General features: G+C 68.6%; 24 protein-coding genes. 14 read left to right on the top strand and 10 right to left on the bottom strand.

Going from position 1 to position 25,285, the window contains the following annotated elements; genetic code table 11:
• Nucleotides 1-196 precede the first annotated feature (196 nt).
• The 12 genes from CYFUS_RS25610 (at nt 197) to CYFUS_RS25665 (ending at nt 11,768) form a co-directional block, all read left to right on the top strand.
• Nucleotides 197-1,375, top strand: a complete 1,179-nt coding sequence (locus CYFUS_RS25610) for a thiolase family protein (protein ID WP_095987616.1) — start codon at nt 197-199, stop codon at nt 1,373-1,375.
• 95 nt (nt 1,376-1,470) lie between these two features.
• Nucleotides 1,471-2,169: a CoA transferase subunit A gene (locus CYFUS_RS25615; protein ID WP_095987617.1), complete on the top strand. Its 699-nt coding sequence runs from the start codon at nt 1,471-1,473 to the stop codon at nt 2,167-2,169.
• A 9-nt stretch (nt 2,170-2,178) separates the two neighbouring features.
• A complete protein-coding gene (locus CYFUS_RS25620; protein WP_095987618.1) occupies nt 2,179-2,835 on the top strand; it encodes a CoA transferase subunit B in 657 nt (218 codons plus the stop codon).
• A gap of 17 nt (nt 2,836-2,852) precedes the next feature.
• Nucleotides 2,853-4,142, top strand: a complete 1,290-nt coding sequence (locus tag CYFUS_RS25625; RefSeq protein ID WP_095987619.1) for a class I SAM-dependent RNA methyltransferase — start codon at nt 2,853-2,855, stop codon at nt 4,140-4,142.
• Nucleotides 4,143-4,197: 55 nt separating this feature from the next.
• Nucleotides 4,198-5,286 (top strand): DUF2855 family protein, encoded by a 1,089-nt coding sequence (locus CYFUS_RS25630; protein WP_198316064.1) that lies wholly within the window; start codon nt 4,198-4,200, stop codon nt 5,284-5,286.
• 106 nt (nt 5,287-5,392) lie between these two features.
• A complete protein-coding gene (locus CYFUS_RS25635) occupies nt 5,393-6,187 on the top strand; it encodes a DUF3050 domain-containing protein (protein ID WP_095987620.1) in 795 nt (264 codons plus the stop codon).
• Nucleotides 6,188-6,243: 56 nt separating this feature from the next.
• Nucleotides 6,244-7,641, top strand: a complete 1,398-nt coding sequence (locus CYFUS_RS25640) for a VWA domain-containing protein (RefSeq protein ID WP_095987621.1) — start codon at nt 6,244-6,246, stop codon at nt 7,639-7,641.
• Nucleotides 7,642-7,656: 15 nt separating this feature from the next.
• Complete coding sequence (locus CYFUS_RS25645; protein ID WP_095987622.1) at nt 7,657-8,160, top strand: hypothetical protein; 504 nt, start codon at nt 7,657-7,659, stop codon at nt 8,158-8,160.
• An 83-nt stretch (nt 8,161-8,243) separates the two neighbouring features.
• The gene (miaB, locus tag CYFUS_RS25650; protein WP_095987623.1) at nt 8,244-9,626 is read left to right on the top strand and encodes a tRNA (N6-isopentenyl adenosine(37)-C2)-methylthiotransferase MiaB; all 1,383 of its coding nucleotides are present in this window, start codon (nt 8,244-8,246) and stop codon (nt 9,624-9,626) included.
• A 32-nt stretch (nt 9,627-9,658) separates the two neighbouring features.
• The gene (locus tag CYFUS_RS25655) at nt 9,659-10,171 is read left to right on the top strand and encodes a gamma carbonic anhydrase family protein (protein WP_071895914.1); all 513 of its coding nucleotides are present in this window, start codon (nt 9,659-9,661) and stop codon (nt 10,169-10,171) included.
• A 41-nt stretch (nt 10,172-10,212) separates the two neighbouring features.
• The gene (locus tag CYFUS_RS25660; protein ID WP_002621068.1) at nt 10,213-10,668 is read left to right on the top strand and encodes a Crp/Fnr family transcriptional regulator; all 456 of its coding nucleotides are present in this window, start codon (nt 10,213-10,215) and stop codon (nt 10,666-10,668) included.
• A 347-nt stretch (nt 10,669-11,015) separates the two neighbouring features.
• Nucleotides 11,016-11,768, top strand: a complete 753-nt coding sequence (locus tag CYFUS_RS25665) for a DedA family protein (protein ID WP_232536789.1) — start codon at nt 11,016-11,018, stop codon at nt 11,766-11,768.
• A gap of 129 nt (nt 11,769-11,897) precedes the next feature.
• Here CYFUS_RS25665 and CYFUS_RS25670 read toward each other — a convergent pair whose 3' ends face one another.
• On the bottom strand, nt 11,898-12,497 hold the full coding sequence (locus CYFUS_RS25670; RefSeq protein WP_095987624.1) for a hypothetical protein: 600 nt from the start codon (nt 12,495-12,497) through the stop codon (nt 11,898-11,900).
• A gap of 96 nt (nt 12,498-12,593) precedes the next feature.
• Between CYFUS_RS25670 and guaA the strand changes: the two genes are divergently transcribed.
• Complete coding sequence (guaA, locus tag CYFUS_RS25675) at nt 12,594-14,147, top strand: glutamine-hydrolyzing GMP synthase (protein ID WP_095987625.1); 1,554 nt, start codon at nt 12,594-12,596, stop codon at nt 14,145-14,147.
• Between the two features lie 116 nt (nt 14,148-14,263).
• On the opposite strand, the gene CYFUS_RS25680 is transcribed toward guaA, so the two are convergent.
• Nucleotides 14,264-16,348, bottom strand: a complete 2,085-nt coding sequence (locus tag CYFUS_RS25680) for a S46 family peptidase (RefSeq protein ID WP_095987626.1) — start codon at nt 16,346-16,348, stop codon at nt 14,264-14,266.
• A 319-nt stretch (nt 16,349-16,667) separates the two neighbouring features.
• On the opposite strand from CYFUS_RS25680, the gene CYFUS_RS25685 reads away from it, so the two are divergent.
• Complete coding sequence (locus CYFUS_RS25685) at nt 16,668-17,198, top strand: hypothetical protein (protein ID WP_332468286.1); 531 nt, start codon at nt 16,668-16,670, stop codon at nt 17,196-17,198.
• A 9-nt stretch (nt 17,199-17,207) separates the two neighbouring features.
• Here CYFUS_RS25685 and CYFUS_RS25690 read toward each other — a convergent pair whose 3' ends face one another.
• The 8 genes from CYFUS_RS25690 to rnc form a co-directional block, all read right to left on the bottom strand.
• Nucleotides 17,208-18,338, bottom strand: coding sequence for a serine/threonine protein kinase (locus tag CYFUS_RS25690; protein WP_095987628.1), 1,131 nt, complete (start codon nt 18,336-18,338; stop codon nt 17,208-17,210).
• 139 nt (nt 18,339-18,477) lie between these two features.
• Entirely contained in the window at nt 18,478-19,362 is an 885-nt protein-coding gene (locus CYFUS_RS25695) for a ribonuclease H-like domain-containing protein (RefSeq protein WP_095987629.1), read from the bottom strand.
• Nucleotides 19,362-19,793, bottom strand: a complete 432-nt coding sequence (locus tag CYFUS_RS25700; RefSeq protein ID WP_232536790.1) for a (deoxy)nucleoside triphosphate pyrophosphohydrolase — start codon at nt 19,791-19,793, stop codon at nt 19,362-19,364. The genes CYFUS_RS25695 and CYFUS_RS25700 overlap by 1 nt, the downstream gene beginning before the upstream one ends.
• Nucleotides 19,790-20,920: a PQQ-binding-like beta-propeller repeat protein gene (locus CYFUS_RS25705; RefSeq protein WP_232536791.1), complete on the bottom strand. Its 1,131-nt coding sequence runs from the start codon at nt 20,918-20,920 to the stop codon at nt 19,790-19,792. Before CYFUS_RS25705 ends, CYFUS_RS25700 begins: the two co-directional genes overlap by 4 nt.
• A gap of 40 nt (nt 20,921-20,960) precedes the next feature.
• Nucleotides 20,961-21,764, bottom strand: coding sequence for a tetratricopeptide repeat protein (locus CYFUS_RS25710; RefSeq protein WP_332468287.1), 804 nt, complete (start codon nt 21,762-21,764; stop codon nt 20,961-20,963).
• A 78-nt stretch (nt 21,765-21,842) separates the two neighbouring features.
• Complete coding sequence (gene der / locus CYFUS_RS25715) at nt 21,843-23,387, bottom strand: ribosome biogenesis GTPase Der (protein ID WP_095987631.1); 1,545 nt, start codon at nt 23,385-23,387, stop codon at nt 21,843-21,845.
• Nucleotides 23,388-23,395: 8 nt separating this feature from the next.
• On the bottom strand, nt 23,396-24,337 hold the full coding sequence (gene era / locus CYFUS_RS25720; protein WP_095987632.1) for a GTPase Era: 942 nt from the start codon (nt 24,335-24,337) through the stop codon (nt 23,396-23,398).
• 180 nt (nt 24,338-24,517) lie between these two features.
• Entirely contained in the window at nt 24,518-25,285 is a 768-nt protein-coding gene (gene rnc, locus CYFUS_RS25725; RefSeq protein ID WP_095987633.1) for a ribonuclease III, read from the bottom strand.

The following is a 25,285-nucleotide window of genomic DNA, read 5'->3' on the forward strand; positions in this document are numbered from 1 at the left end:
ACGGCGGCCGGGTTCCCCAGCGGGAGCCCGGCCGTTTGTTTTCACGCACTCGTGCGAGGCTGACCTCGTGCGTCATGACGGAGAGGGGGGAAGTGGGCTTGACCCCCTCGGGAGGCACGGTGATAAGGGCCGTGCCCGAGGTTATTGAACCTCGTCCTTTTTCAGCTTTTCTCAGCACTCTCCCCGGAGGCGGATCATGGCACGTGAAGTGGTCATCGTGGGCGCGGCGCGAACTCCCATTGGGACGTTTCAGGGCTCCCTCGCCAAACTGACCGCACCGCAGCTCGGCGCGATCGCCATCAAGGCCGCCCTGGAGCGCTCGGGCGTGTCGCCCGACCAGGTGAGCGAGACCATCATGGGCTGCGTGCTCCAGGCGGGCGTGGGGCAGGCTCCCGCGCGTCAGGCCGCCATCTTCGCGGGCATCCCGGAGAGCGTCCCCGCGGTCACCCTCAACAAGGTGTGCGGCTCGGGCCTCAAGGCGGTGATCGCCGGCGCCCAGGCCATCGCGCTCGGTGACGCCGAGGTGGTGGTGGCCGGCGGCATGGAGTCCATGAGCAACGCGCCCTACCTGAGCCACGCCCTGCGCGGCGGCGCCCGCATGGGCCACGTGGAGTTCAAGGACGCGCTCATCCATGACGGCCTGTGGGACGTGTACGGCAACGTGCACATGGGTAGCTGCGCCGAGGAGTGCTCGACCAGCCAGGGCATTCCCCGCTCGGCCCAGGACGAGTACGCGCTCGAGTCCACCCGGCGCGCCATCGAGGCCCAGAAGGCCGGCCTGTTCACGCGTGAAATCGTTCCCGTCACCGTGCCCGGCGGCAAGGGCGGCGACGTGGTGGTGAGCGAGGACGACGGCCCCAAGAGCGCCCGGCCGGAGAAGATCCCCACGCTCAAGCCCGTGTTCAAGAAGGACGGCACGGTGACGGCCGCCAACGCCTCGTCCATCAACGACGGCGCCGCGGCGCTGGTGCTCATGAGCGCCGAGCGCGCCAAGGCCGAGGGCCGCACGGTGCTCGGCCGCATCACCGGCTATGCCGGGGCCGCGCGCAAGCCGGTGGAGTTCACCATCGCCCCCGCGGACGCCATCAACTCCCTGCTCAAGCGCGCCCAGCTCAAGGCCAGCGACGTGGACCTGTGGGAGATCAACGAGGCCTTCGCCGTGGTGGCCATCGCCAACAACAAGCTGCTCGGCCTGGATCCCGCCAAGGTCAATCCCCGCGGCGGCGCGGTGGTGCTCGGCCACCCCATTGGCGCCTCGGGCGCGCGCGTGCTGGTGACGCTGCTGCACGAGATGAAGGACCTGGACAAGAAGCGGGGCGTGGCGTCGCTGTGCATTGGTGGCGGCGAGGGCATCGCGCTGATGGTGGAGCGCTAATCCATACGGACTCGCTCTCCCACGGGGAGAGGAGGGCGGGGCGGGGGCCCGACGTGAGCAAGGCCCTGGCCCCGTTCTCATGAAGGAGGGGTTTCATGAACAAGATCATCCCGAGCGCGGACGAGGCCGTTCGCGACATCCCGGATGGCTGTACGCTGATGAGTGGCGGCTTCGGCCTGTGTGGCAATCCCGAGAACCTGATCGCGGCCATCCACCGCAAGGGCACCAAGGGGTTGACCATCATCTCCAACAACTGCGGCACCACCGAGCTGGGGTTGGGGATCCTCCTCAACGCGAAGCAGGTGAAGAAGATCGTCGCCAGCTACGTGGGGGAGAACAAGGAGTTCGAGCGGCAGTTCATCTCCAAGGAGCTGGAGGTGGAGCTCAACCCCCAGGGCACGCTCGCCGAGCGCATCCGCGCCGGAGGCTGCGGCATCGGCGGCTTCTTCACGCCGTCGGGCGCGGGCACCGAGCTGTCCAAGGGCAAGGAGACCCGGATGATCGACGGGCGCCTGCACGTGCTGGAGACGCCGCTCAAGGCGGACTTCACCATCGTGCGCGCGTGGAAGGCGGACACCTGGGGCAACCTGGTGTTCAACAAGACCGCCCGTAACTTCTCGCCGATGATGTGCATGGCGGGCAGGACGACGATCGTCGAGGCCGAGCACATCGTGCCGGCCGGGGAGATCGGCCCGGATGAGGTGCACCTGCCCGGCATCTTCGTGCACCGCATCATCCAGGCCAAGGGCCTGCAGAAGTGGATCGAGCGCCGTACCGTGCAGAAGAAGGCTTGAGAGGACGCCATGCCCCTGAACCGTGAGCAGATCGCCCAGCGCATCGCCCAGGAGCTGCGCGATGGCTATTACGTGAACCTGGGAATCGGCATGCCGACCCTGGTGGCCAACTACGTCCCGAAGGGCATGGACATCATGCTCCACTCGGAGAACGGCATCCTCGGCATGGGCCCCTGGCCCCTGGAGGGTGAAGAGGATCCGGACCTCATCAACGCCGGCAAGGAGACGGTGACCGTGGTCAAGGGCGCCGCCTACTTCGACTCGGCGCTGTCCTTCGGGATGATCCGCGGAGGCCACATCGACATGGCCGTGCTCGGCGCCATGGAGGTGAGCGAGCAGGGTGACCTGGCCAACTGGATGATCCCCGGCAAGATGGTGAAGGGCCCGGGGGGCGCCATGGATCTGGCGGTGGGCGCCAAGCGCGTCTTCGTGGCCATGGAGCACGCCAACAAGGAGGGCAAGTCGAAGATCCTCAAGCAGTGCACGCTGCCCCTCACCGGCCTCAAGTGCGTCAACCACATCGTCACCGAGTACGCCTTCCTGGATGTCACCTCCGAGGGGCTCGTGCTGCGCGAGGTGGCCCCCGGTGTGACGGTGGAGCAGGTGCGCTCGCTCACCGAGGCCTCGTTCAAGACCGCTCCGGATCTTCGCGAGATGAAGATCTGAAGACGCTCCCCGCTCCCGTGCTGCCGGACACTCCCATCGAGTTGACCATCGAGCGCCTCGGGCAACTGGGCGAGGGTGTGGCCTCCTACGAGGGCCGCACCGTCTTCGTGCCCGGGGCGTTTCCCGGAGACCGGGTGCGCGTGCGCCTGGAGCAGGAGGGAAAGGTGATGCGCGGGCACCTCGTGGGCGAGGTGCTGGTGCCGTCACCCGATCGCAAGCCCTCGCCCTGCGCGATCAGCGCGCGGTGCGGGGGCTGTGACTGGCTGGAGCTGAACGAGTCCGCCCAGCGCGCCGCGAAGCAGGAGATCGTCCTCTCCGCGCTCGAGCACCTGGGCCACCTGAAGCGGGATGCCTTCGCCGTGCGGCCGCTGCTCGTGGCGCCGTGGGACTTCGGCTACCGGCGGCGCGCGGTGCTGCATCCACTCAAGGACGAGCTGACGTATTTCGGGCGGCGCAGTCATGACCGGGTGCCGGTGGAGGTGTGCCCCGCGTTGATGCCGGCGCTCGCCGAGTTGCCCGGCAAGCTCGGGCCGCTGCTCAAGCCCTTGTCCCGCGAGGCCGAGGAGGTGCACCTGCTGGCCGAGGGGAGCAAGGCCGCCTTCGCGGTGCTGCTCAAGGGGCAGGTGGCGCCCCGGTACGTCGAGGCGTGCGAGGCCGCGGTGCGTGCGCTGCGGCTGGAGGGCGCGGTGCTGGTGCCGAAGGAAGGCTCGCCGCGGATCATCGGCAAGCCCGTGCTGCGCTCGCTGTCGCCGCTGGTGCCCGAGGTGCCGCTGTTCCTGCGTCCGGACGCGTTCTCCCAGGCGCATGGCGAGGCCAACGTGGGGCTCGTCACGGCGGCCGTGCACGAGCTGGCCCCGCGCGAGACGGACTCGGTGCTGGAGCTGTACTCGGGCAATGGCAACTTCACCTTCCCGCTCGCGGCGAGCGCGGCGAGTGTGCTCGGGGTGGAGTCGTCCTCGGTCTCGGTGGACCTGGCCCAGCGCAGCGCGCGCGAGGGCGGGGTGGCCAACGTACGCTTCGTCCAGGGGGACTCCCGCAAGGTGTGCGAGGGGCTCATCCGCGAGGGCAAGCGCTTCGATCTGGCCCTGGTGGATCCTCCCCGCACCGGTGCGCCGGGGCTCGCGAAGTGGCTCACCGCACTGGGGGTGAAGCGCGTGGTGTACGTGGCGTGTGATCCCGGCGCGCTGGCGCGGGACGCGGCGGCCCTCGCGCAGGCGGGCTATGCACCCCGGGCGCTCCAGGTGGTGGACATGTTCCCCCAGACGCACCACGTGGAATCCGTGATGTCTTTCGAGCGGGCGGCGTAGAGTCACCCTTCGGACTTCACGCTCCCCACGAGCAATCAGAGAAGGGTGTGTCTGCATGTCGATGGGTTGGGACTTCCTGGTCGCGCGAGACAATCTGGAGCGGGTCTTCCTCGAGCCCTCGTCGGATCCGGTGGAGCAGCCCCTCGCGCCGGGAGAGGCGGTGCTCACGGTCGAGCGCTTCGCGTTGACGGCCAACAACATCACCTACGGGGTGATGGGCGAGGCGCTGGGCTACTGGCGCTGCTTTCCCACCGCTCCCGACTGGCGGGGCCGGATTCCCGCCTGGGGCTACGCGCGGGTCTCGCGCTCCTCCTCCCCGGAGGCCCCCGTGGGACTGAGGTTCTTCGGCCTCGTGCCCATGTCGACGCACTTCGTGGCCCGGCTGCAGCGCACCGGCAGTGGCTATCTGGATGCGGCGACGCACCGGGCGGGCCTGTCGCCTTTCTACAATCGCTACACGCGCGTCGAGGTGGACGAGTCCTTCGACAATCATCGCGCGCTGCTGCGGCCGCTCTTCACGACCTCGTTCCTGCTGGATGACATGCTGTACGAGGCGGAGCATGCCGGGACGCGGACCGTCATCCTGTCGAGCGCCTCGAGCAAGACCGCCATGGGCCTGGCGTGGTTGCTCTCGCGGCACGGGATGAAGGTGGTGGGCCTCACGTCGCGCAAGAACCTCGCCCTGCTCGGCGGCCTGGGCCTGTACCAGCAGCTCGTCCCCTATGACGCGATGGCCGGGCTGTGGGTCGAGACGCCCGCGGTCTTCGTCGACTTCGCCGGGGACCCGGCCGTGGTGCGGGGCATCCATCGGCAGCTCAAGGACGGGCTGCGCCAGAGCACCCTCGTGGGAGGCACGCATCAGCGGACGCCTCCCCCAGCGAAGGGCGACCCCCTGCCGGGGCCCACGCCCACCTTCTTCTTCGCACCGGATCGGCTGCGCAAGCGGGTGACGGACTGGGGACTGGAGACCTTCGAGTCCCGGCTGGCGGAGGCCATGAAGGCCTTCGTGGCCGCCAGCTCCTGGCTGCGGATCGAACACCATCGGGGCCCCGAGGCACTGAAGGCCGTCTATCGCGACGTCGTGACGGGCCAGGCCCGTCCCGAGGCCGGGCACATCATCTGGCCGGACCCCGCCTCCCGGTGAAACGCGCACGCGAGAAGGAGACCTTCTCCGCGTCAGCACGTCTGAGGAGACATCCGGCCCGGGGTGGGTAGCGCCGCCCCCGCGTGGGCGTCTACACGCCCCGGCCATGAACCCAGCTCCTCTCTCCAGGCTCCTGTCCGCCACGGACGCGCCGCGCCAGGCGCTCCTGCGGCATCCCGTGTACGAGCGGCTCTCGGACTTGAACGCCCTGCACACCTTCATGGGCGCCCACGTGTTCGCCGTGTGGGACTTCATGAGCCTGCTCAAGACGCTCCAGCGCCAGCTCACGTGTGTGGAGGTTCCCTGGGCGCCCCCGGCGGACATCGAGTGCGCGCGGATGATCAACGAGATCGTCCTGGGCGAGGAGACGGACGAGGTCCGGCCCGGGGTGTACCAGAGCCACTTCGAGCTGTACCGGGAGGCCATGCGCGAGGTGGGCGCGGACGAGGACGCGGTGCTGCGCTTCGTCGAGTCCCTGCGCTCCGGTCACTCGCTGGAGAGGGCGTTGGAGCACGCGCCCGTGGCGGCACGCGCCTTCGTGAGTCACACCCTGGCGACGACCCGGCTGCGCCCCCATCAGGTGGCCGCGGCCTTCCTCCTCGGCCGGGAGTCCCTGCTGCCCGCGGTCTTCGAGCGCATCCTCACGGCCGTGAAGCCGCTGGGCACCGGGTGCGCCTCGCTGCGGCTGTACCTGGAGCGGCACATCCAGCTCGACGGCGAGGAGCATGGCGTCCGGGCGGAGCAGCTCCTGTGCCGGCTGTGCGGAGAGGACCCCGAGCGGTGGAGGGAAGCACGGGAGGCGGCCCTGTCCGCCCTGCGCGCCCGGGCGGAGCTGTGGGACGGCGTGTTGGGAGCCCTGGACGCCACGGTGCCCTCGAGAGGCCGGATGAACGTGGGGTGAGCCCGGGGCCCTCCGGGTCTCTGGAAGTGGGGCGGGGTGGAGGTTACAAAGCCCCGATGGACGCCCGCATCGTCGAGTTCGCCGAGGTCCTCCGCCAGAACGGTGTGCGGGTGAGCACGTCCGAGGTAGCGGATGCGACCCGGGCCGCCGCGGAGGTGGGGCTCCAGGACAAGGCCGTCTTCCGCGCCGTCTTGCGCACCACGTTGATCAAGCGGGAGCAGGACGGGGACGTGTTCCAGCGTGCCTTCGACTTCTTCTTCTCGGGGACGTCCAGGCCCTTCGAGGCGCTCGAGCCGTCGCTCGCCGGGCGGCTCCAGGAGCAGGGGCTGCTCGAGGGCGAGTCGTTGAGGACGGTGCTCGACGAGCTGCACCGGCGCCTTCCCGGAATGTCCCCGCTCTCCCAGGCGGTGCTCGAGGGGAACCCGGCGGTGCTGGCGCGGCTGTTCCGCACGGCCCAGCTCCAGTTGGACTTCTCCCGGATGAGGGGTCCGCTGCAGATGGGCTTCTTCTCGCGGCGGCTGATGGTGGCGGCGGGGTTGGAGAGGGCCCGCTCGGAGCTCCAGTCCTTCGCGGACACGCTGCGCGAGCAGGGCCTGGGGCCGGACGGCGTGGAGATCGTCTCGCGCCACATGGACGGGGCCCTGCGCCAGGTGGAGGACGCGGCGCGGCGCGAGGTGAAGCGCCAGGCGGACGCGCGCATCGGCAAGCCCTCGGGCGGACTGGAGGACAAGCCGTTGCACCGGCTCAGCCAGGCCGAGGTGAAGCAGATGCAGGCGGCGGTCCGCGCCCTGGCGGAGAAGCTCAAGGCCCGGCTCATGCGCAAGCGGCGCTCGCGGCGCGAGGGCACGCTCCACGTGAGCCGCACCCTGCGCCACAACCTGCCGTGGGGTGGGGTGCCGATGGTGCCCTGGTTCCGCTCCCGCCGCCCCGAGCGCCCCGAGCTCGTCGTCCTCTGTGACGTCTCGGACTCGGTGCGCAACGCCTCGCGGATGATGTTGCTCTTCACCCACACGCTCCAGTCGCTCTTCGCGCGCGTGCGCTCGTTCGTCTTCGTGGCGGACGTGGGCGAGGTGACGCGGCACTTCAAGGAGCGGGACGTGGATCGGGCGATCGATCTGGCCACGCTGGGGGGAGCCGTCTCGCTCACCGCCAACTCCGACTATGGCCGGGCGCTGGCCACCTTCACGCGCCATCAGCTCGGGAGCATCACGCGCCGCACCACGGTGTTGGTCATCGGGGACGGCCGCAACAACCACAACGCCGCCAATGCCTGGGCGCTCGAGGAGCTCAAGCGCAGGTGCAAGCGTCTGCTCTGGGTCTGTCCCGAGGGGCGCGACAACTGGGGCCTTGGCGACAGCGAGATGCTCACCTATTCGAAGCACTGCCACCACGCCGTGGTGGTCAACTCCGTGGCCGCGCTGTCCCGCATCGCCGAGCAGCTCGTCCCCGTCTGACCCAGGAAAGGCCCCATGTCCCCTTCCATGTTCGATGACCTCGACGCGACCCCCTCCGGTGCCATGGAGGCGATCGATTCGCGCACGCTGCGGCTGTCCGCCCACCCCCTCACCGAGGAGGAGCTCCAGGGGCTCATCCGCTACCAGGAAGCCTTCCTCGCCCGGGTCGAGGGCCCCTCGGGGGGCCCGGGAGCGGTGGCCGACGCCCACCAGGCGGGCCTGGAGGCCTCGGGACTGGACGTGAAGCGGGTGGAGCTGGGCACGGTGCTGCTGCGCGCCTATTGTGGCCAGCGCTGGACGGCGCGCCGGCTGCGCACCCGGCTCGTGGAGCTGGAGACCCAAGCGGACGCCGCGTCCGCGGAGAAGGCGGCCAAGGCGCGCACCGAGCTGCGTCGGATCGAGGACCTGGAGCCCCTGGCCCGGCGCCATGGCCAGGAGTCGTTGGAGCTGCTCGCCCCCCACGAGGAGCGCCTCGTCGCCCTGCATGCCCGGATGCAGCGGGCACTGACCCGGGCCTGAAGCGCCCGCGTGCCCGCCCGCCCGGGTGTTGCAATCCGCCGGGCCCCGTCGGATAAGGGCCCGTTCTTCATACGGAAAGACCCATGAAGCGCTACTTCATCCACACCTTCGGCTGCCAGATGAACGTCAACGACTCGATGCGGATGGGCGAGGTGTTGGGTTCGCTCGACTACCGCCCGACGCCGGTGGCGGAGGAGGCGGACCTCATCATCCTCAACACCTGCTCCATCCGCGAGAAGGCCGAGGACAAGATGCTCTCCGCGCTGGGCCGCTACCGCACGGTGAAGCTCGCGCGCGGCACGCTCCTGGGCGTGGGCGGGTGCGTGGCGCAGCAGGAGAAGGAGAAGCTGCTCAAGAAGGTGCCCTACCTGGACTTCGTCTTCGGCCCGGACTCCATCCCCAAGCTGCCGGACATCATCGGCCGGGTGAAGGGCGAGCGCGAGCGCGTGGTGGAGACGGCCTGGGTGGACTCCGAGGAGTACGTCTTCCCGCGCGCGGACCCCGAGACGAGCCGGGGCAAGGTGACGGAGTTCGTCACGGTGATGAAGGGCTGCGACAACGTGTGCTCCTTCTGCGTGGTGCCGCACACGCGCGGCCGCGAGGTGAGCCGGCCCTTCCCGGACGTGCTCACCGAGGTGGCGAGCCTGGCCCAGGTGGGCGTGCGCGAGGTGACGCTCATCGGGCAGAACGTGAACTCGTACCAGGGCGGGGTGAGCTTCGCGCAGCTGCTCCTGCGCTGCGCGGAGGTGCCCGGCATCGAGCGCGTGCGCTTCACCACGAGCCACCCGCACGACCTGTCCGACGAGCTGATCGAGGCGTTCCGCACCCAGCCGAAGATCTGCCCGCACTTCCACCTGCCGGTGCAGAGCGGCTCCAATCCGGTGCTCAAGCGGATGCGGCGCGACTACACGGTGGCGGAGTACCTCGAGCGGCTGGGCAAGCTGCGCGCGGCGCGTCCGGGCATCGCGATGACCACGGACATCATCGTGGGCTTTCCCGGGGAGACGGAGGAGGACTTCGCCCTCACGCTCGCGCTCACCGAGCAGGTGCGCTACGACAACCAGTTCTCCTTCATCTACAGCCCCCGGCCGAAGACGGGCGCGGCGCTGCGCGAGAACGAGTGGGGGCCGGTGCCCCACGAGGTGAAGATCGAGCGGCTGGAGCGGCTGCAGAAGATCCAGCGGCGCATCAGCGGGGAGATCACCCAGGCGCTGGTGGGGCAGGAGGTGGAGGTGCTGGTGGAGGGCCCCTCGCGCTACAACCCGCTCAAGCGTTTTGGCCGCACGGCGGAGAACCGCACGGTGAACTTCGACGGGGACGCTCCGGCGGGTGCCTTCGTGAAGGTGAAGGTGGAGAGCGCCACGCCCAACCAGCTCGCCGGCAAGCAGCTCGAGGTGCTCAGCCCGCCCACGGTGATGCCGCCCGCCGAGCTGCCCCAGCCCGCCGAGTCCTGCGTCGTCGCCTGAAAGCCCGTTCCCCCCTCTCGAGGTGTTCCGCCATGGCCCTGCGCCGCTTTCGTGATCAGTCCCCGCGCATCCACCCGAGCTGCTTCATCGAGGAGTCGGCGCAGGTCATCGGCGACGTGGAGCTGGGGGAGGACAGCTCGGTGTGGTTCAACTCGGTGCTGCGCGGAGACGTGAACGGCATCCGCATTGGCCAGCGCACCAACATCCAGGATCTCACGATGATCCACGTCACCGGCCAGACCGAGACGGTCATCGGGGACGACGTGACGGTGGGGCACCGGGTGATTTTGCATGGCTGCCGGGTGGGCCACCGCGTGCTGGTGGGCATGGGCGCCATCGTCATGGACGACGTGGAGATCGGCGAGGACTGCATCATCGGCGCGGGGACGCTGCTGACGCCCGGGACGAAGATTCCCCCGGGCTCGCTCGTGGTGGGCTCGCCCGGCAAGGTCAAGCGGCCGCTCACCCCCGAGGAGCGCACCTTCCTGCTCGAGTCCGCCCGGCACTACGTGGAGACCGCCGGCGAGCACCGCGCCAGCCGCTAACGAAGTGACGTGCGCTCCCCCGCGTGCTAGGACCCCCCCTCATGGAGGTCGCAGCCGCACTCAGGGCCTGCCCGCTCTTCAAGGACTTTTCCGACGTCGGCATCCAGATTTTCGCCGCCATCGGGGTCTCCCGGGCCTTTCCCAAGGGCTCGGCCCTCTTTCAGGAAGGGCGTGCCGGAGAATCGCTCTTCATCGTCCACGAGGGCTCGGTGCGCTTGAGCGCCAGGAGCCCCGCGGGCGGAGAGGTGGCGCTCGCCGAGGTGGGAGAGGGCGAGCCCCTGGGCGAGCTCGCCCTCATCCAGAAGGGAGAGCGGCTGTGCACCGCCACCGCCCTCACCGATGTGCTCGCCGTGGAGATCCGCCACGCGGACTTCCAGAAGCTCACCACCCAGAAGCCCCAGGCCTGTGTGAAGCTCCTGATGGGCGTCATCCTCCACTTCAGCCAGAAGGTCCGCGACAACCAGGGCGCCATGAAGTCGCTCGTGGGCAAACCGTGATCCGCTCCTTGTCGTGGCTCCGTGCTACCTTCCGCCCGCGGCGATGCCCCAACGCCGAGGGCGGAGCGGAGCGTGTGCGTGACGGGAAGTTCCTGGCGTACAGGGTGGAGGGTGGGTTGCCACCTGGACCTACCTCATCGAGTCCTTTTCCCTGGCGCGGGTGCCTGGTTGCTCCTACGCAGGGAAGCAGGGCGTCTCCATGGAAGAGCGAGCGGACAGGCATGAGCGCTATCCTGGAGGCGGCCCCGGAGTTTTCGCGAAGCAGGCGTGGTTGATGCGTGGGCGTTTCAAGGGCGGCGCCGGGTAGTGTCCGGGCGGGGCCTCCACGGAAGCGAAGAGAGACGAGCGTGCAAGAATTCCTCACCAACTTGCTGGGCAGTACTCACGGCGTCCTCGCCTACGTCACCGTGTTCGGAATCCTGGTGGCGTGTGGCCTGGGGGTGCCCCTGCCCGAGGACATCTCGCTCATCCTGGGTGGTTTCCTCGCCCACAAGGGCGCGGCCAGCCTGGCCGGCATGATGTTGATTGGCTTCGGCGGCATCCTGGTGGGCGACAGCCTCATCTTCCTGGCGGGCCGCCGGTTGGGCTCGAAGGTGGGCCGTTCGCCCACGGGCTTCCTGGCCCGCGTCGTCACGCCCGACAAGCGCGCCCGGGTGGAGGGGCTCTTCGCCCTGCACGGGCAGAAGATCGTGATGATCGCCCGCTTCCTGCCTGGCGTGCGCGCGGTGACGTACTTCACCGCCGGCTCGGCGGGCATGTCCTATGCCCGCTTCATCTTCTGGGATGGGCTCGCGGCGCTCCTGTCCGCGCCCTTCTTCGTGTGGCTGGGCTTCCACTTCGGCGACAAGCTCGACTACGCCATCGAGCGGATGAAGGAAGGGCAGCTCGTGGTGGTGGGCGGGCTCGTGGTGGTGGGCCTGGGTGCGTTCCTGTGGCGCAAGCGTCTGGGCGCCCTGCGCGCCGAGGCACTCAAGGCCGCCGTGAAGCCCTCGTCTCTGTCGGCCCACCTGCTCACGGGTATGGCGTCCGAGGCTCCCTCGGCCAGCGCCTCCGTTTTCGAGAAGTCCTCGAGCACCGAGGGCCTGCGCATCCGCGATTGAGCCGGGCGCGAAGGCGCCCCCTTTCATCGACGAGCTGCGTGCCAAGGCCCGGTTCGTGCGCATCACACCGGAAGCGCGCCCGACTACCGGGTGGAGTAGGGCGCGGAGGGGAGCCGTGCGGCGCGGCGACTACTTGCCACGCTTGCGCGGGGCGGGCTCTTCGTCACCGCCCGAGGGCGCCACCTGCTTCTCGGTGGTGAGCACCCGGGCGAGCAGCTGCTCCTTGTCCTCGGGGTTGAGCGTGTCGATGGCCTGGCGCAGGGTGTTGAAGTCCAGCCGGGCCACCGTGACGGTGTTGCCGCCCTTGATTTCCTGCACGGTGGGCACGCTCACGAGCTCGCGCACGTAGGTCTCGAACTCCACCTTCACGTCCGCGGCCTGCTGGATGCAGTTGTCCCGGGCGGCCACGAGCTTCTGGCTGCCCTCGGTGTAGTTCAGGTCCGGGTTGCGCGTCATCGCCGCATCGAAGGTGGCCTTGCGCTTGAGCAGCGAGCTGTAGAGCTCGATGTAGCTGATCACCCGATCGGTCTCGGGGCGGTTGACGTTGCGCGCCTGGTTGAGGGCATCCCCCGTGTCGTCGCAGTGCACCTTGCCCAGCTCGGCGGCGTCCGGCGTGCCACGGGCCTGCAGGAACTCCGTCTCGCGATCCAGGCGCTCATCCGAGGAGATTTCCTTCACGCAACCGGCGGAGGACAGCAACAAGACGGTTGCAACGGCGGGCAGGCGCATCCAGGACCTCTTCGAGCGGGACTTAAAGGTTGATTTCCGAAAGTTTCTAGCGGTAAGGGCCGCATCCGTCAACGCGCGCATCCCAGGGAGAGTGTGGTGGACATCCACGCAGAGAAGATTCTCATCCTCGACTTCGGCAGTCAGTACACGCAGCTCATCGCGCGCCGGGTGAGAGAGCTCGGTGTGTATTGTGAGATTCACCGGCCGGACCTGCCGGCCGAGGAGATCCGCCGCTTCGCCCCGCGCGGCATCATCCTGTCGGGAGGCCCGGCCTCGGTGGAGGCGGAGGGCTCGCCGCGGTGTGACGCCTTCGTCTTCGAAGCCGGGGTGCCGGTGCTGGGCATCTGCTACGGGCTCCAATTGTTGTCCAAGCTGTTGGGCGGCAGGGTGGATCGCTCGGCGCACCGCGAATACGGGGCGGCGGAGGTGGAGGTGCTCACGTCGCGCGGGCCCCTGGCGGCGTTCGGCGTGGGCGAGCGGGTGAAGGTGTGGATGAGCCATGGCGATCGGGTGGACGCGCTGCCGCCGGACTTCGAGTCCATTGGCCGCAGCGGCAACTCGCCCTTCGCGGCGGCGGCGCACCGCACCCGTCCCATCTACGGGCTGCAGTTCCACCCCGAGGTGGTGCACACACCCGCGGGCAAGGAGATGCTGCGCGCCTTCCTGTTCACCGACTGCAAGGTGAGCGGGAGCTGGACGATGAAGGGCTTCATCGAGGAGGCGCAGGAGGCCATCCGTCGGCAGGTGGGCGAGCACGGCCGGGTCATCTGTGGCCTGTCGGGTGGCGTGGACAGCTCGGTGGCGGCGCTGCTGTTGCACCGGGCCATCGGCGCGCGGCTGCAGTGCATCTTCGTGGACAACGGACTGCTCCGGCAGGACGAGCGCGCGCAGGTGGAGGCGCTCTTCGTGGACCGCTTCCACGTGCCGCTCAAGACGGTGGACGCGCGCGAGCGCTTCCTCGGCAAGCTCGCGGGCGTCACGGATCCCGAGAAGAAGCGCAAGACGATCGGCCGCGAGTTCATCGCGGTGTTCGAGGAGGCGGCGCAGGAGGTGCGGGGCGCGGAGTTCCTCGCGCAGGGCACGCTGTACCCGGACGTGATCGAGTCCGTGTCGTACAAGGGGCCCTCCGTCACCATCAAGAGCCACCACAACGTGGGCGGCCTGCCGGAGAAGATGAACCTCAAGCTGGTGGAGCCCTTGCGCGAGCTGTTCAAGGACGAAGTGCGCGTGCTGGGCCGCGAGCTGGGGTTGCCGGAGGAGATGGTGTCCCGGCAGCCGTTCCCGGGGCCGGGTCTGGCCATTCGGGTGCTGGGGGAAATCACCGAGGAGCGTCTGGCGCTGGTGCGCCGCGCGGACGCCATCGTCCAGCAGGAGATCCGGGACGCGGGGTTGTACCGGGAGCTGTGGCAGGCGTTCGCGGTGCTGCTGCCGGTGCAGAGCGTGGGCGTCATGGGCGACGAGCGCACCTACGAGTCCACGTGCGTGCTGCGCGCGGTGACGAGCGTGGACGGCATGACGGCGGACTGGGCGCGGCTGCCGTACCCGGTGCTCGAGCGCATCTCCACGCGCATCACCAACGAGGTGCGCGGCATCAACCGCGTCGTCTACGACGTGTCCTCCAAACCGCCCGCGACGATCGAGTGGGAGTAGGGCGGAAGACAAAAGACGAGGACAAAACAAAGAGGACAAAACAAAAAGGGGCTGCCCGTTCACGCTGGGCAGCCCCTTTGTTTTTGTCTTCTTTTGTCCGCGAGGACGCAGTGGGGTTACTGCGGCCCCGAGCCGCCCTTGCCGGTGGACGCGGTGCCGGGGCGCAGCTCCTGGACGATGCGATCGGCCTTGTAGACCTTCTGGAGCGCCTCGATGAGGGCGTCGCTGTGGACGGAGACGGCGCGGTTGGCGGTCTCGTCGTAACCGTAGTCTCCGCCGAGCGACTGGATGTTGCCGTCGAAGACGAGGCCGACGATCTCCGCGTTCTGGTTGATGACGGGCGAGCCCGAGTTGCCGCCGATGATGTCGTTGGTGGTGACGAAGTTCATCGGGGTGTTGGGCGACAGCTGCTTCTGCGCGGCGAGCCAGCTCTTGGGCAGGGCGAACGGATCCTCGCCGGTGGCGTGCTCGAAGGTGCCGCTCACGAAGGTGAAGGGCGCCACCTGCTTGCCGTCCTCCGGGTAGCCCTTCACGGCGCCGAAGGACAGGCGCAGGGTGCCCGTGGCGTCCGGGTAGATCTTGGTGCCGTAGATGTCGAAGCGGGCCTGGGCCACCAGCTCGCTGTTCTTGCGGACGACGGCCTCGACCTCGGTCTCATAACGGGTGCGGATGGCGCGGGCATCGGGGTCCACCAGGAGCGCCAGCTGGATCATCGGATCCTTCGAGGCCGCGATGGCCGCCTTGCCACCGGAGAACAGCTGCTCGCGCACCTTGAGGTCGGCCAGCTTCGAGCCATTGACGAGCCGGGTGGCCAGGGTCCGCGGAGACTCCTTGCCGAGCACCTTCTTCACGAAGGGGTGATCCGGCCCGAGGTCCTCACGCATCTTGGTGAGCGAGAACGTCAGCTGGGCCACCTCCAGCTCCGGGTAGATGGGCGCCTTGCTCATCATCTGGAGTTTGAGGGTGGACAGGCTGGCGTCGTTGTAGCCCCGCAGCCGCTCGGCATCCGGCTTGGGCAGCTCCTCGGAGGCCCGCACCAGGGTGCGCGCCAGGTTGAACAACTGCGAGTTCGGGCCGCCTTCCTGGGCCTCGTACTCCTTGAAGATGTTCCGGTAGGTCTGCTGGGCGCGGGCGATCTCGTCCCAGGCCATGCCGTACCTGGCCTTCATCTTCGGATCCGCGTTGACCTTCGAGCGCAGCTCCTGCTCGGCGGCGAGCTTCTGGGCGAAGAAGTTCTTGTCGGCGAGCTGCTCGAGCTTGCCCTTGCCGGCCTTGAGGCCGTTCTCCACGCCGAAGAGCAGGTTGTTGGAGGTGCGCTTCTGCTCGGCGCCGCGGTTCTGGTACTCGGTGACGAGTCCGCGAAGCTCCGAGAGCCGGAAGAGATGTCGGGGCAGCGACACGTCCCGGAGGAACTCGAGCTGGGAGATGGTGAGGCCACGCGATGTCCTACCCGGGTGGCCCGAGATGAAGGTGAGTTCGCCTTCCTTGGCGCCGTGCTCGGACCACTTGAAGTAGTGGCTGGGCCGGGCGGGCTTGCCGTCCTTGCCGTAGACGCGCACGAACGCCACGTCCAGGTCGTACCGGGGGAACTCGAAGTTGTCCGGATCGCCGCCGAAGAAGGCGATCGTGTGCTCGGGCGCGAACACGAGCCGCGCGTCCTGGAAACGCTGGTACTTGTAGAGGTTGTAACGGCCGCCCTGGTACAGGGTCACCACGTCGCAGCGGACCTCTTCACTCGTGGTGCAGGCCTTCTCCAGATTGGCCATCTCGGCCTTGAGGCTGTCGGCGTAGGCCTTGCCGGTGAGACCCCGGGTGGCGGTGTTGAGCTGCTCGGTGACGTCGGTGATTTCCTGGAGCTGGTTGATCTCCAGCGCCGGACATTGAATCTCCTCGGCGGGCGTCTTGGCGTAGAAGCCGTTGGCGATGAGATCCTTCTTGGCGGTGGACAGCTGCTGGATGCAGCCACGAGCACAGTGATGGTTCGTCATCACCAGGCCATCCGCGGAGACGAAGCTCGCCGAGCACCCGTAGCCAAAGCGGGCCGAGGACAAACGGACGGTGTCGAGCCAGTCCTGGGAGGGCTCGAAGCCGTACTTCGCCTTGACCGTGGCGGAGGGGAAGTTGTTGTACGTCCACATGCCCTCGTCGGCGAGCGCGGGAGCGACGCCGAGCAAAGAGGCGGTGAGAAGCAGGCGCTTCATGGGTTTCCTTTCGGTCGGGGCGGCAGGGGCGCGGAGTTGTTCCGGGAATCGAGGGTCGCCGTCAAGCGCCCGAAAATTCCGGGCCTCCGAACACACGAGCAGGACGTTGATTCCACGGGCGGAGGTGGGGAGGGCCCTGGCGAGCGCCGGACCCGAGGCCCGCCAGGCCCAATCGCTTAGTTTACATAACGCATCTTATCAGACCCAACGATAGGTGTGCGCCTAGGGCCAGCGGGCGGCTCCGTACCCGGTGCATGTTCGCGCTTCTCGGGTCCTGCTTGGGGACATAGGGTCTCCCGCCTCTATGCGACTCCTCTCCTTGAGCGTCGTTGGCGCTGTCGCCGCGTTGGACTTGGCCGGATGTTCGAAGCCCTCCGCCCCCACCGAGGATGCCGGCACGGCCGTCATCTCCCCGCCGGACGCGGCACTCGCACAACCTGGACCTGCGACCTTCACGCTCCGCTACACCCTGGCGGATGCCGGTACGGAGTCCATTCCCGTGGTTGGCGAGGAAGAAGGACGTCCGATCGTGGAGCCCACGTCAGCGCTCGAACTGCGCAGCTCGCAGGTGCTGCGCAACTACCGTGTCCGTTTGTTCGATGAGGCCGATCGCGCCCTGGTCTCGGATGACACTGCCGAGGAGTCTTCCGACGGATTGCTCTACCGGATCTCCCTACCCACACCGCTCAAGTCCGGCCATGGCTACGTCCTGGTCATCGACGCGCAAACTGGCTCCTCGATGACCGACGCCCAGGGCCGGGAGATCGCCGACATCCGGATGCCCTTCCAGGTCTCCGGGGAAAAGGAAAAACCGCCGCCGCCACCCGCGAAGAAACGACGCTCTCGCTGAGGCCTGACGTCAGTGTTCGATCGTCGTCCGGCGCGAGGGCTCCGGGAAGACATCCGCTTCGAGGACATCCGCGGACTCGCGCAGCAACTCCGCCTCCTTCACGGCCACCAGCACCTCGCGCGCCGCTTCCGGCCGTCCGTAGGGCCGCCCCTTCACCACGAGCAAGGCCCGGAGCGCGTCACGCAGTTCCAGTCCCGACGCATAACGGGCGGACGGCTCGCGCTGGAGGGCCCGGTGCACCACGGCCCTCAGGGGCTCGGAGAGCCCTTGGGTGGCTCGCTCCACATCCGCGGGGCCAAACCGCTCGATGCGCGCGGCCATCTCCGCCACCGGCACCCAGCTGGGTTCCTCACAGCGAAGCTCGTCCCGTACGGGGACGGTCGCCGTCACAGGGCCCGCTGCGCGTGCCGCCTGCTCCACGTCCTCCAGGTCGAACAGGTGCTTGCCCGTGAGCAGCTCCAGCATGACCAGGCCCAACGAGAACAAATCCGAGCGGTGATCCACCTGCTCCATGCGCATGCGCTCGGGGGACGCGTAGGCGATGTCCCCGCGCAAGACCGAGGCCGTGGTGGCATCCCGTCCTGGCAACAGCGAGTACGCGACTCCGAAATCCACCAGCTTCACCTCGCCACTGATGCCCACCCGAATGTTCTCCGGCTGGATGTCCCGGTGGACGATCCCCAGGAACCGTCCCCGCTCATCCGTCCGGGTATGCGCATAATGCAATGCATCCGCGATCTCGGAGGCCACGTGGCAGACGAAGGCCTCGGACATGGGCCGCTGCCGCATGGCCGCGACGCTCAGCACGGTCTCGAGGGAATGTCCCTCCACGTACTCCATCACCACGTAGGGCCGTCCCCCATGCAACATCCACTGGTACACCTTGGCGATGCCGGGATGGTCGAGCCGGTACGCCAGTTGGACCTCCTGTACCAGGCGCTGCTTCTGTTTCTCACTGACCGGGCGCGACAACCGCTTGAGAACGACGCATCCGGCCGGTCCCATCGCGTGGCGGCGCCGGGCCAACAGCAGATCTCCTGAATGGCGGCGTCCCAGTTTCCGAACGAGTTCGTACCGGGTTCCATCCACGGAAAAGAGAAGTTTGGGAGGGGTCGAGGACTCGGGCCTGTCGATGGACATCTTCGGGCTCTCCTTTGTGCTGCACGCCAACGCCGCGCCGGGGAATGCCAGAGGTAGGGCTCGAGCGCCGAACCTCCAGCGTCAACCACCCTACCAGCCCGGACTGACACGGCCGCCCGACCTCCCCGAGCTGTCGGCCTCAGTCCTGGCGCAGATCCCGATCCTGGGCGCGCACCCGCTCGAGCACCTTCAGGTCGCGTTGCGTGGGCCCGAGCTCCAGGATGAGCCGGCTCACGTCATAGAGGACCTCGCCCCGCTCGAACACGGGCAGCCGCGCGACGGCGTCCATGTTCAGATCGTCCAGGGCGCGGTTGTAGGCCGTGTCCATCAACGCGCGCAGTTGGAAGGAGTCATAGAGGTTGTACTCCACCAGGAAGCGCAGGGCTTCCACGTCGCCCCGGGCGAGGTAGGCGCGCCACAGCAGCACCGCGTCCCACCCGTTCACGCCCTTCATATGGGGAGGCCGCCCCAAGCCCAGCTTGTCCTCGAGCTCCTTCAGCCCGCCCCCCATGCCCAGCCGGCGGCACACGAAACGCAGATCGATGTGTGCCTCGGGCGTGGGAAAGCGCTTGCCGAAGTACTGCCGCAGCACGGGCACGTCGAAGCACGAGCCGTTGAACGTCACCCACAAGCGCCGCTGCGCCATGGCCTCGGGCAGCTCGTCCATGTTGCGTCCGAGGATGAAGACGCGCAGGCCGTCCGCGTCGAACAGGGCCACCACCGTGGGCTCCTGCTCCTGGTTTCCATTCGTCTCGATGTCGAAGTACAGCGCGTCGCGCGCGAACTCGGGGTACAGCCGCCAGTGTTCGCGAGGGGGAATCATGGCCGCCAGCGCCGCCAGATCCCCGCGCTCCAGGGCCTCACGGGCCATGGCCAGACGCTGGCGCGCCAGTCCATCCAGCTTCTGCCCGAGCACCACGCCACTCTCCGGAAAGTCCTCCCAGGTGTGGATGCCACGGGCCCAGAGATCCTTCTCCTTCCAGGGGCCCACGCCGGGAATGAGCTGGAAGGTGCGTCGCACCATCAGCGCAGCGGACCCATCCTGCCCGCCACCAGCGCCTCCAGGGGCGGGAGATCCGCCTCGCAGAACGGCAGCGTCCGCATCTGCTCCGGCGTCAGGAACGCCAGCGCCTGGGCTCCCAGGGCCTTCGGCTCCCCCGACTCCAGCCGGGCCGCGTACAGCGTCAGGTCCACCGTCAGATCCGGGTACTCGTGTCTGCCCGCCCATAGCTGCCTTCCCACGTGGAGCGTCACATCCAGCTCCTCCCGGCACTCGCGAACGAGCGCTTCGGGCTCGGACTCCCCGGGCTCCACCTTGCCGCCTGGAAACTCCCAGAGCAGCCCACGGCTTCCCCCTGGCAGGCGCTGCTGGACGAGGAACCGGGTGTCATCCCCGGGCCGGGAGATGAGGGCGGCCACCACCCGGACCGCCTTCTTCACCGCCCCCGAGGTCAACCACTCCTCCCATCCAGGCGCAGGGCGTACAGGTAGCCGTTGTTGGACAGCACGTACGCCTTGCTCCCCACCACCCGCGGCGGGGCCGAGATCCCCTTGCCCGGGTTCCACGCGATGCGCGAGTGGCCCGTGCGGGGATCCACGAAGAGCAGCGAGCGCTGGGCGGGCACCAGGAGCATGCCCTTGACCAACACCGTCTCCAGTCCGGCCCTTTCCTCCAGGGTGCGCGACCAGATGAGCTTCCCATTGTCCGCCAGGTACGCATCCAGGCGGTCATCCCCGGTGGCGATCACCACGTCTCCGTGGATCATCAGCGAGGTAATGCCCTGCGCCACCGTGGTCCACACCACGTCGCCCGTCTCGGCATCGAGGGCGTACAGGCCTCCGGTGTACGACGCGGCGTAGACCCGGCCCGAGGCATCCAGCACGGGCGAGGTGTCCACGTCCATGAACTGCCGGGTGCCCGCCTGTGCGAGCAACTTGTCCCAGCGCACGCCGCCATCGGCCAGGTCCAACGACACGAGCGAGCCGTCGGAGAAGCCCACCCAGGCCGTCTGACCCCGCACGGCCGGCGCGGACGTCCGGTGGATGGTGAAGCCCGCCGGAGGATCCCTCCGGTACAGCCACGCGAGCTCTCCCGTGGCGCGCTTCACCGCGAACAGCGTGTCGCTCTGCGAGGCCACCAGCACCAGATCGCCGGCGATCACCGGGACCGTCGCCAGTGCCTCTTCCGCCGCGTACCTCCACTTCAACTGACCCGTGCGCGCGTCCAGGGCGTGCAGTCCGCCGTCCGTGCCCGGCACGTACACCGTGCCGTCGTCCACCGTGGCGCCCGCGTAGAAGAGCGTGCCCACCTGGTAGCTCCAAGCCTCCTGGCCCCCGGCTCCGAGGCTGCGCACATACCCGTCCCGGGTGAGCGCGATCACCCGCTCGTTCTGCTCGTCATAGGCGGGCCGGGCCTGCTCTCGCGGGGCGTACTCGAGCAGCGTGGGCTCGACCAGCGGCTTCCACCAGTCCACCGAGAAGTAGTGACGGGGCGGCTGCACGGGGGCGGAGGTCACCGGGTTGCCGTACACCGGCACCGTCTGGCAGGCCCCCAGAAGGCCCACCGCCCCGAGCCCACCCACCCAAGACTTCCACCAGCGCGAAATCCTCATGGGCCCGCGTCTACCCCGCGTCCTGGGTCGCGGCCGGAGCAGCCTTCGGCTCGGGAATCTTCACGCCCTCGGCCGCGAGCACCGCCAGCCGCTCGGTGGCGAGCCGTCCCGCCGCCGTGTTCGTCTGGGTCGACTTCAGGTCCGCCAGCAACTGCGCCGCCTCGTCCTTCTTGCCCTGGGCCACGAGGATGCGCGCCTGGTGGTACTGCCCCATGCCCTGCAGGAAGCCCCCCGCGTCCAGCTTCGCCATCTCCTGGAACGACGCGAGCGCCTGGTCGAGCTGCCCCTTGGCCTCGTGGGCATAGCCCTGGCCCTCGCGCGCCGACACCATCAGCGGCTCGTTCTTCTCGCCCTTGGCGATGTACTCGTCGAAGGAGGCGAGCGCCCCGTCGTAGTTGCCCAGCCGGTACTGCGCCTTGCCCAGGGGCAGCGCCGCCGTCACCGCCGCGTCCGAACTCCCGTGCTCCGCGCGGAAGTCGCTCAGCGCCTTGACGATCGCCTCGTCCTTCTCCTTCTCCGACTTGAAGGGCGGCTCCTGCCCCGCCTCCGCCGGTTGGAGATCCACCCCGGTCACCACCGGCCGCTCGAGCACCGTCAGTGCCTGGCCCAGTTGCTTGGAGGCCTTCTCCTCGCCGCGGCTGGAGAAGTAATGCACCGTCGCGGCGATGAGCCCTCCCACCAGCAGCACGCCCAGCGTGGCGCCGATGAGTTGCTGCCGCTTCATCAGCCAGTCACTCGCCTCGGCGCCATAGAGCTGGAAGGCGTCCTGCGCGGTCAGCTCCTGCTTCGTCATCTTCTCGGACTTTTCGGCCACGGTGGTGCGCACCTCTGCTCGGGGGTCGAAGGGCGCGCAATCTACGGAGCGCGCACCCGGAGTGTCAACGCGGACCGGCTATCGCTTCCCGGTCTGCTTCGGCCTCTTGCGGGCCGCTCGCTTCTCTTGCCCCGGCCGCTCGCGGAAAAGCAGGCGGATGGGGACGCGCAAGTCGAACGTCTTGCGCAACTGGTTGGTGATGTAGCGCCGGTACATGTCCGGCACCCCTTCCGGCCGGTTGCAGGTGATGGCGAAGGTGGGCGGTGCCGTGCCCACCTGGGCCATGTAGTACACCCGCAGCGGCCCCCGCCCCACGATGGGCGCCGGGTGGCTCTCCTCGATGTGCTTGAGCAGCCGGTTGAGCTGGGGGGTGGGCGAGCGGTAGCGGAACTGGTCGGCCAGTTCCACCGCCAGCTCCAACACCTTCTCCACCTTGGAGCCGGTGAGCGCCGAGGTGAAGACAATGGGCGCGTAGTGCACGAACTTCAGCGCGTACTTGAGCTCCTCGCGGAAGATCTCCTGCTTGCGCTGATCCGTGCTGATGAGATCCCACTTGTTCACCACGATGACCAGCGCGCGGCCCTTCTCCTCGGCCAGGCCCGCCAGCTTGGCGTCCTGGTCCACCGCGGGCTCGGTGGCGTCCATCAGCAGCACCGCCACGTCGCTGCGCTCCATGGACTTGAGCGCCGCCACCACCGAGAACTTCTCCAGCCGGTGGGCGATCGTCTTCTTGCGCCGGATGCCCGCGGTGTCCGTCAGGATGACCTGCCGGTCCTTGTACTTGAGCTCCGAGTCGATGGGATCCCGCGTCGTCCCCGGCACCTCGCTGGCCACCACGCGCTTCTCCTTGAGCAGCGCGTTGACCAGGGTGCTCTTGCCCACGTTGGGCCGGCCGATGATGGCGATCCGGATGGGCCGCTCCTCCTCCTCGTCCTCCTCCTGCTTCGCCCCGAGGGGGGTCGCCGCCGGGGCCTCGCCCTCCTCCCCGTCCTCGTCCCCTTCCCCGTCCTCGCCTTCCTCCCCTTCCGGCACGTACCCGAACGCCGCCTCGTCGGCTTCCGTCGCCGGCTCGTCGAGCGCCGTCTCGGCGAAGGCCTTGGCGGCCAGTTCCTCGTCGTCCATGGGCGGCAGCTTGCCCACGACGGCCTCCATCATCGTGCCCACGCCCAGGCCATGCTCGGCGGAGATGGGGAACACCTCGCCCAGGCCCAGCCGGAAGAACTCCGAGGCGTGCGCCTGGACGAGCTGTGACTCGCTGTCGAGCTTGTTGGCGGCCACCACCACGGGCTTGCCGCTCTGGCGCAGGTAGGCGGCCACCTCCTGGTCCGCCGTGGTCAGGCCCGCGCGCGCGTCCGTCACGAAGACGATGGCGTCACACTCCTCCACCGCGAGCTGCGCCTGCTCGCGCACCTGCTGCAGGAGCGAGTCCTTCTCCCCGGGCACGAAGCCGCCCGTGTCGATGATGGTGATGAACCGGCCCTCGCACTCCACGTCCCAGTAATGCCGGTCGCGGGTGACTCCGGGGATGTCCTCCACCAGGGCGATGCGGCGCCGGGCGAGGCGATTGAAGAGCGTGGACTTGCCCACGTTGGGGCGTCCCACGATGGCGACCAGAGGCTTCATGTGGCTTTCTACTCGTAACCCAGCTTCTTGAGGCCCTCGGGCCGCTCGCTCCACCGGGGCTCCACGCGCACCCGGAGCGAGAGGTACACATGCGCCCCCAAGAGCCGCTGGATGGCCTTGCGCGCGTCCGTACCGATCGTCTTCAACATCTGGCCCTGCTTGCCGATGATGATGGCCTTCTGACTGTCCCGCTCCACGTAGATGGAGCCCGAAATCCGGATGAGCCCCGCGAGCTTGCCCGGCGGCGTGCCCGGTGGCGGCTCGCGCTCGGACTCGTCGAAGAAGTCCACCAGCACCGCCGTGGAATAGGGAATCTCCTGGCGGCAATGCCGCAACACCTGCTCGCGGATGTACTCGGCCACCAGCGTCTTCTCCGCCTGGTCCGTGAGCACGTCCTCGGGAAACAAGGGCTCACCCTCGGGCATGTGCCGCAGCACCGTCTGGAACAGGCCCTCCACCCCGTCGTCCTCCTTGGCGGAGATGGGAATCACCTCGGCGAAGGGGAACTCCCGGCGGTACAGGTCGATGAGCGGCAGGAGCACCGGCTTGGGAATGGTGTCGATCTTGTTGATGACGAGGAAGGTGGGCTTGCCCGTCTTCTGCAGCCGCTCGAGGATGTGGCGGTTGCCCGGACTCACCTCCTGCTTCTCCGTGCCCGTGGGCTCGATGACGAAGAGGACCAGGTCCACCTCGTCCGCGGCCTGCAGGGCCACCTCCACCATGTACCGGTTGAGCTCCCCCTTGGCCTGGTGGATGCCCGGGGTGTCGAGGAAGGCCACCTGGCCCTCCGGTCGCGTCACCACGCCCAGGATGCGGTTGCGGGTGGTCTGCGGCTTGGGCGAGACGATGGCGAGCTTCTCGCCCGTCAGCTGATTGAGCAGCGTGCTCTTGCCCACATTGGGACGGCCGATGAGCGCGGCGAAGCCGCTGCGGTGGGTGGGAGGAGGCATCTGAAGCGTCGAAGGTCGAAGGTGATCAGGCAAACCCCCTCTCACGAGAGGATTTCCCCAGGACAGCGCGAGAACAACGGCCCGCCGCGCGTCATTGCGGGCGGCCGGGCATCCGAGCCAACGGTGGAACGTGGGCCGACGCGCGACCTTATTCGTCTCGTCCAGTGGGACCAAGTAGTTTCAACCCGGTCTGTCCTCCTTCGGACCGGAATTCGCCGGGGAATCCGGAGGTTCCGGCTTTTCCCCCCGTGCCAGCCACTTCAGGGCGGCATGGGCGGCGTTCTGCTCGGCCTCCTTCTTGCTACGGCCCGTGGCGCGCGCGTACACGTCCGGCCCCAGCGACACCTGCACCTCGAAGACCTTCTCGTGGTCGGGGCCCGCCTCCGAGATGCACTGATAGCGGGGCGTGACCTTGAGCTGCTCCTGGGCCGTCTCCTGCAGCTTCGTCTTGTAGTCCAGCCGGCTGAGCGCCTGGGCCACGCCATCCAGGGCCTCGGCGAAGTGCCGATCCACCAGCCCCATCACCGGCGCCAGGCCCGCCTCGAGGTAGAGCGCGGCGAAGATCGCCTCCAGCGCGTTGGCCAGGAGCGAGCTCTTGTCCCGGCCCCCACTGAGCTCCTCACCCCGTCCGAGCAGCAGCAGCTCACCCAGCGCCAGGCGGCGCGCGATGCGCGACAGGCCATCCTCGTTGACGATGCGGGCGCGCAGCGGCGTGAGCTCCCCTTCCCGCATCTGGGGAAAGCGCTCCATGAGCCGGTGGCCCACCGCCAGGTTGACCACCGCGTCCCCGAGGAATTCCAGCCGCTCGTTGTCCTGGAATCCCTCGCCCCGGTGCTCGTTGACCCAGCTCTTGTGCGTGAGCGCGGTGAGCGCCAGCTCCGCGCGGGGGAACACCACCCCCAGGCGCGCCTCCAGGGTCTTCACCCGCTCGGCGGGCGGCAGTGTCAT

Source organism: Cystobacter fuscus, assembly GCF_002305875.1.
In the GTDB taxonomy this organism is placed as follows: Bacteria; Myxococcota; Myxococcia; order Myxococcales; family Myxococcaceae; genus Cystobacter; species Cystobacter fuscus_A.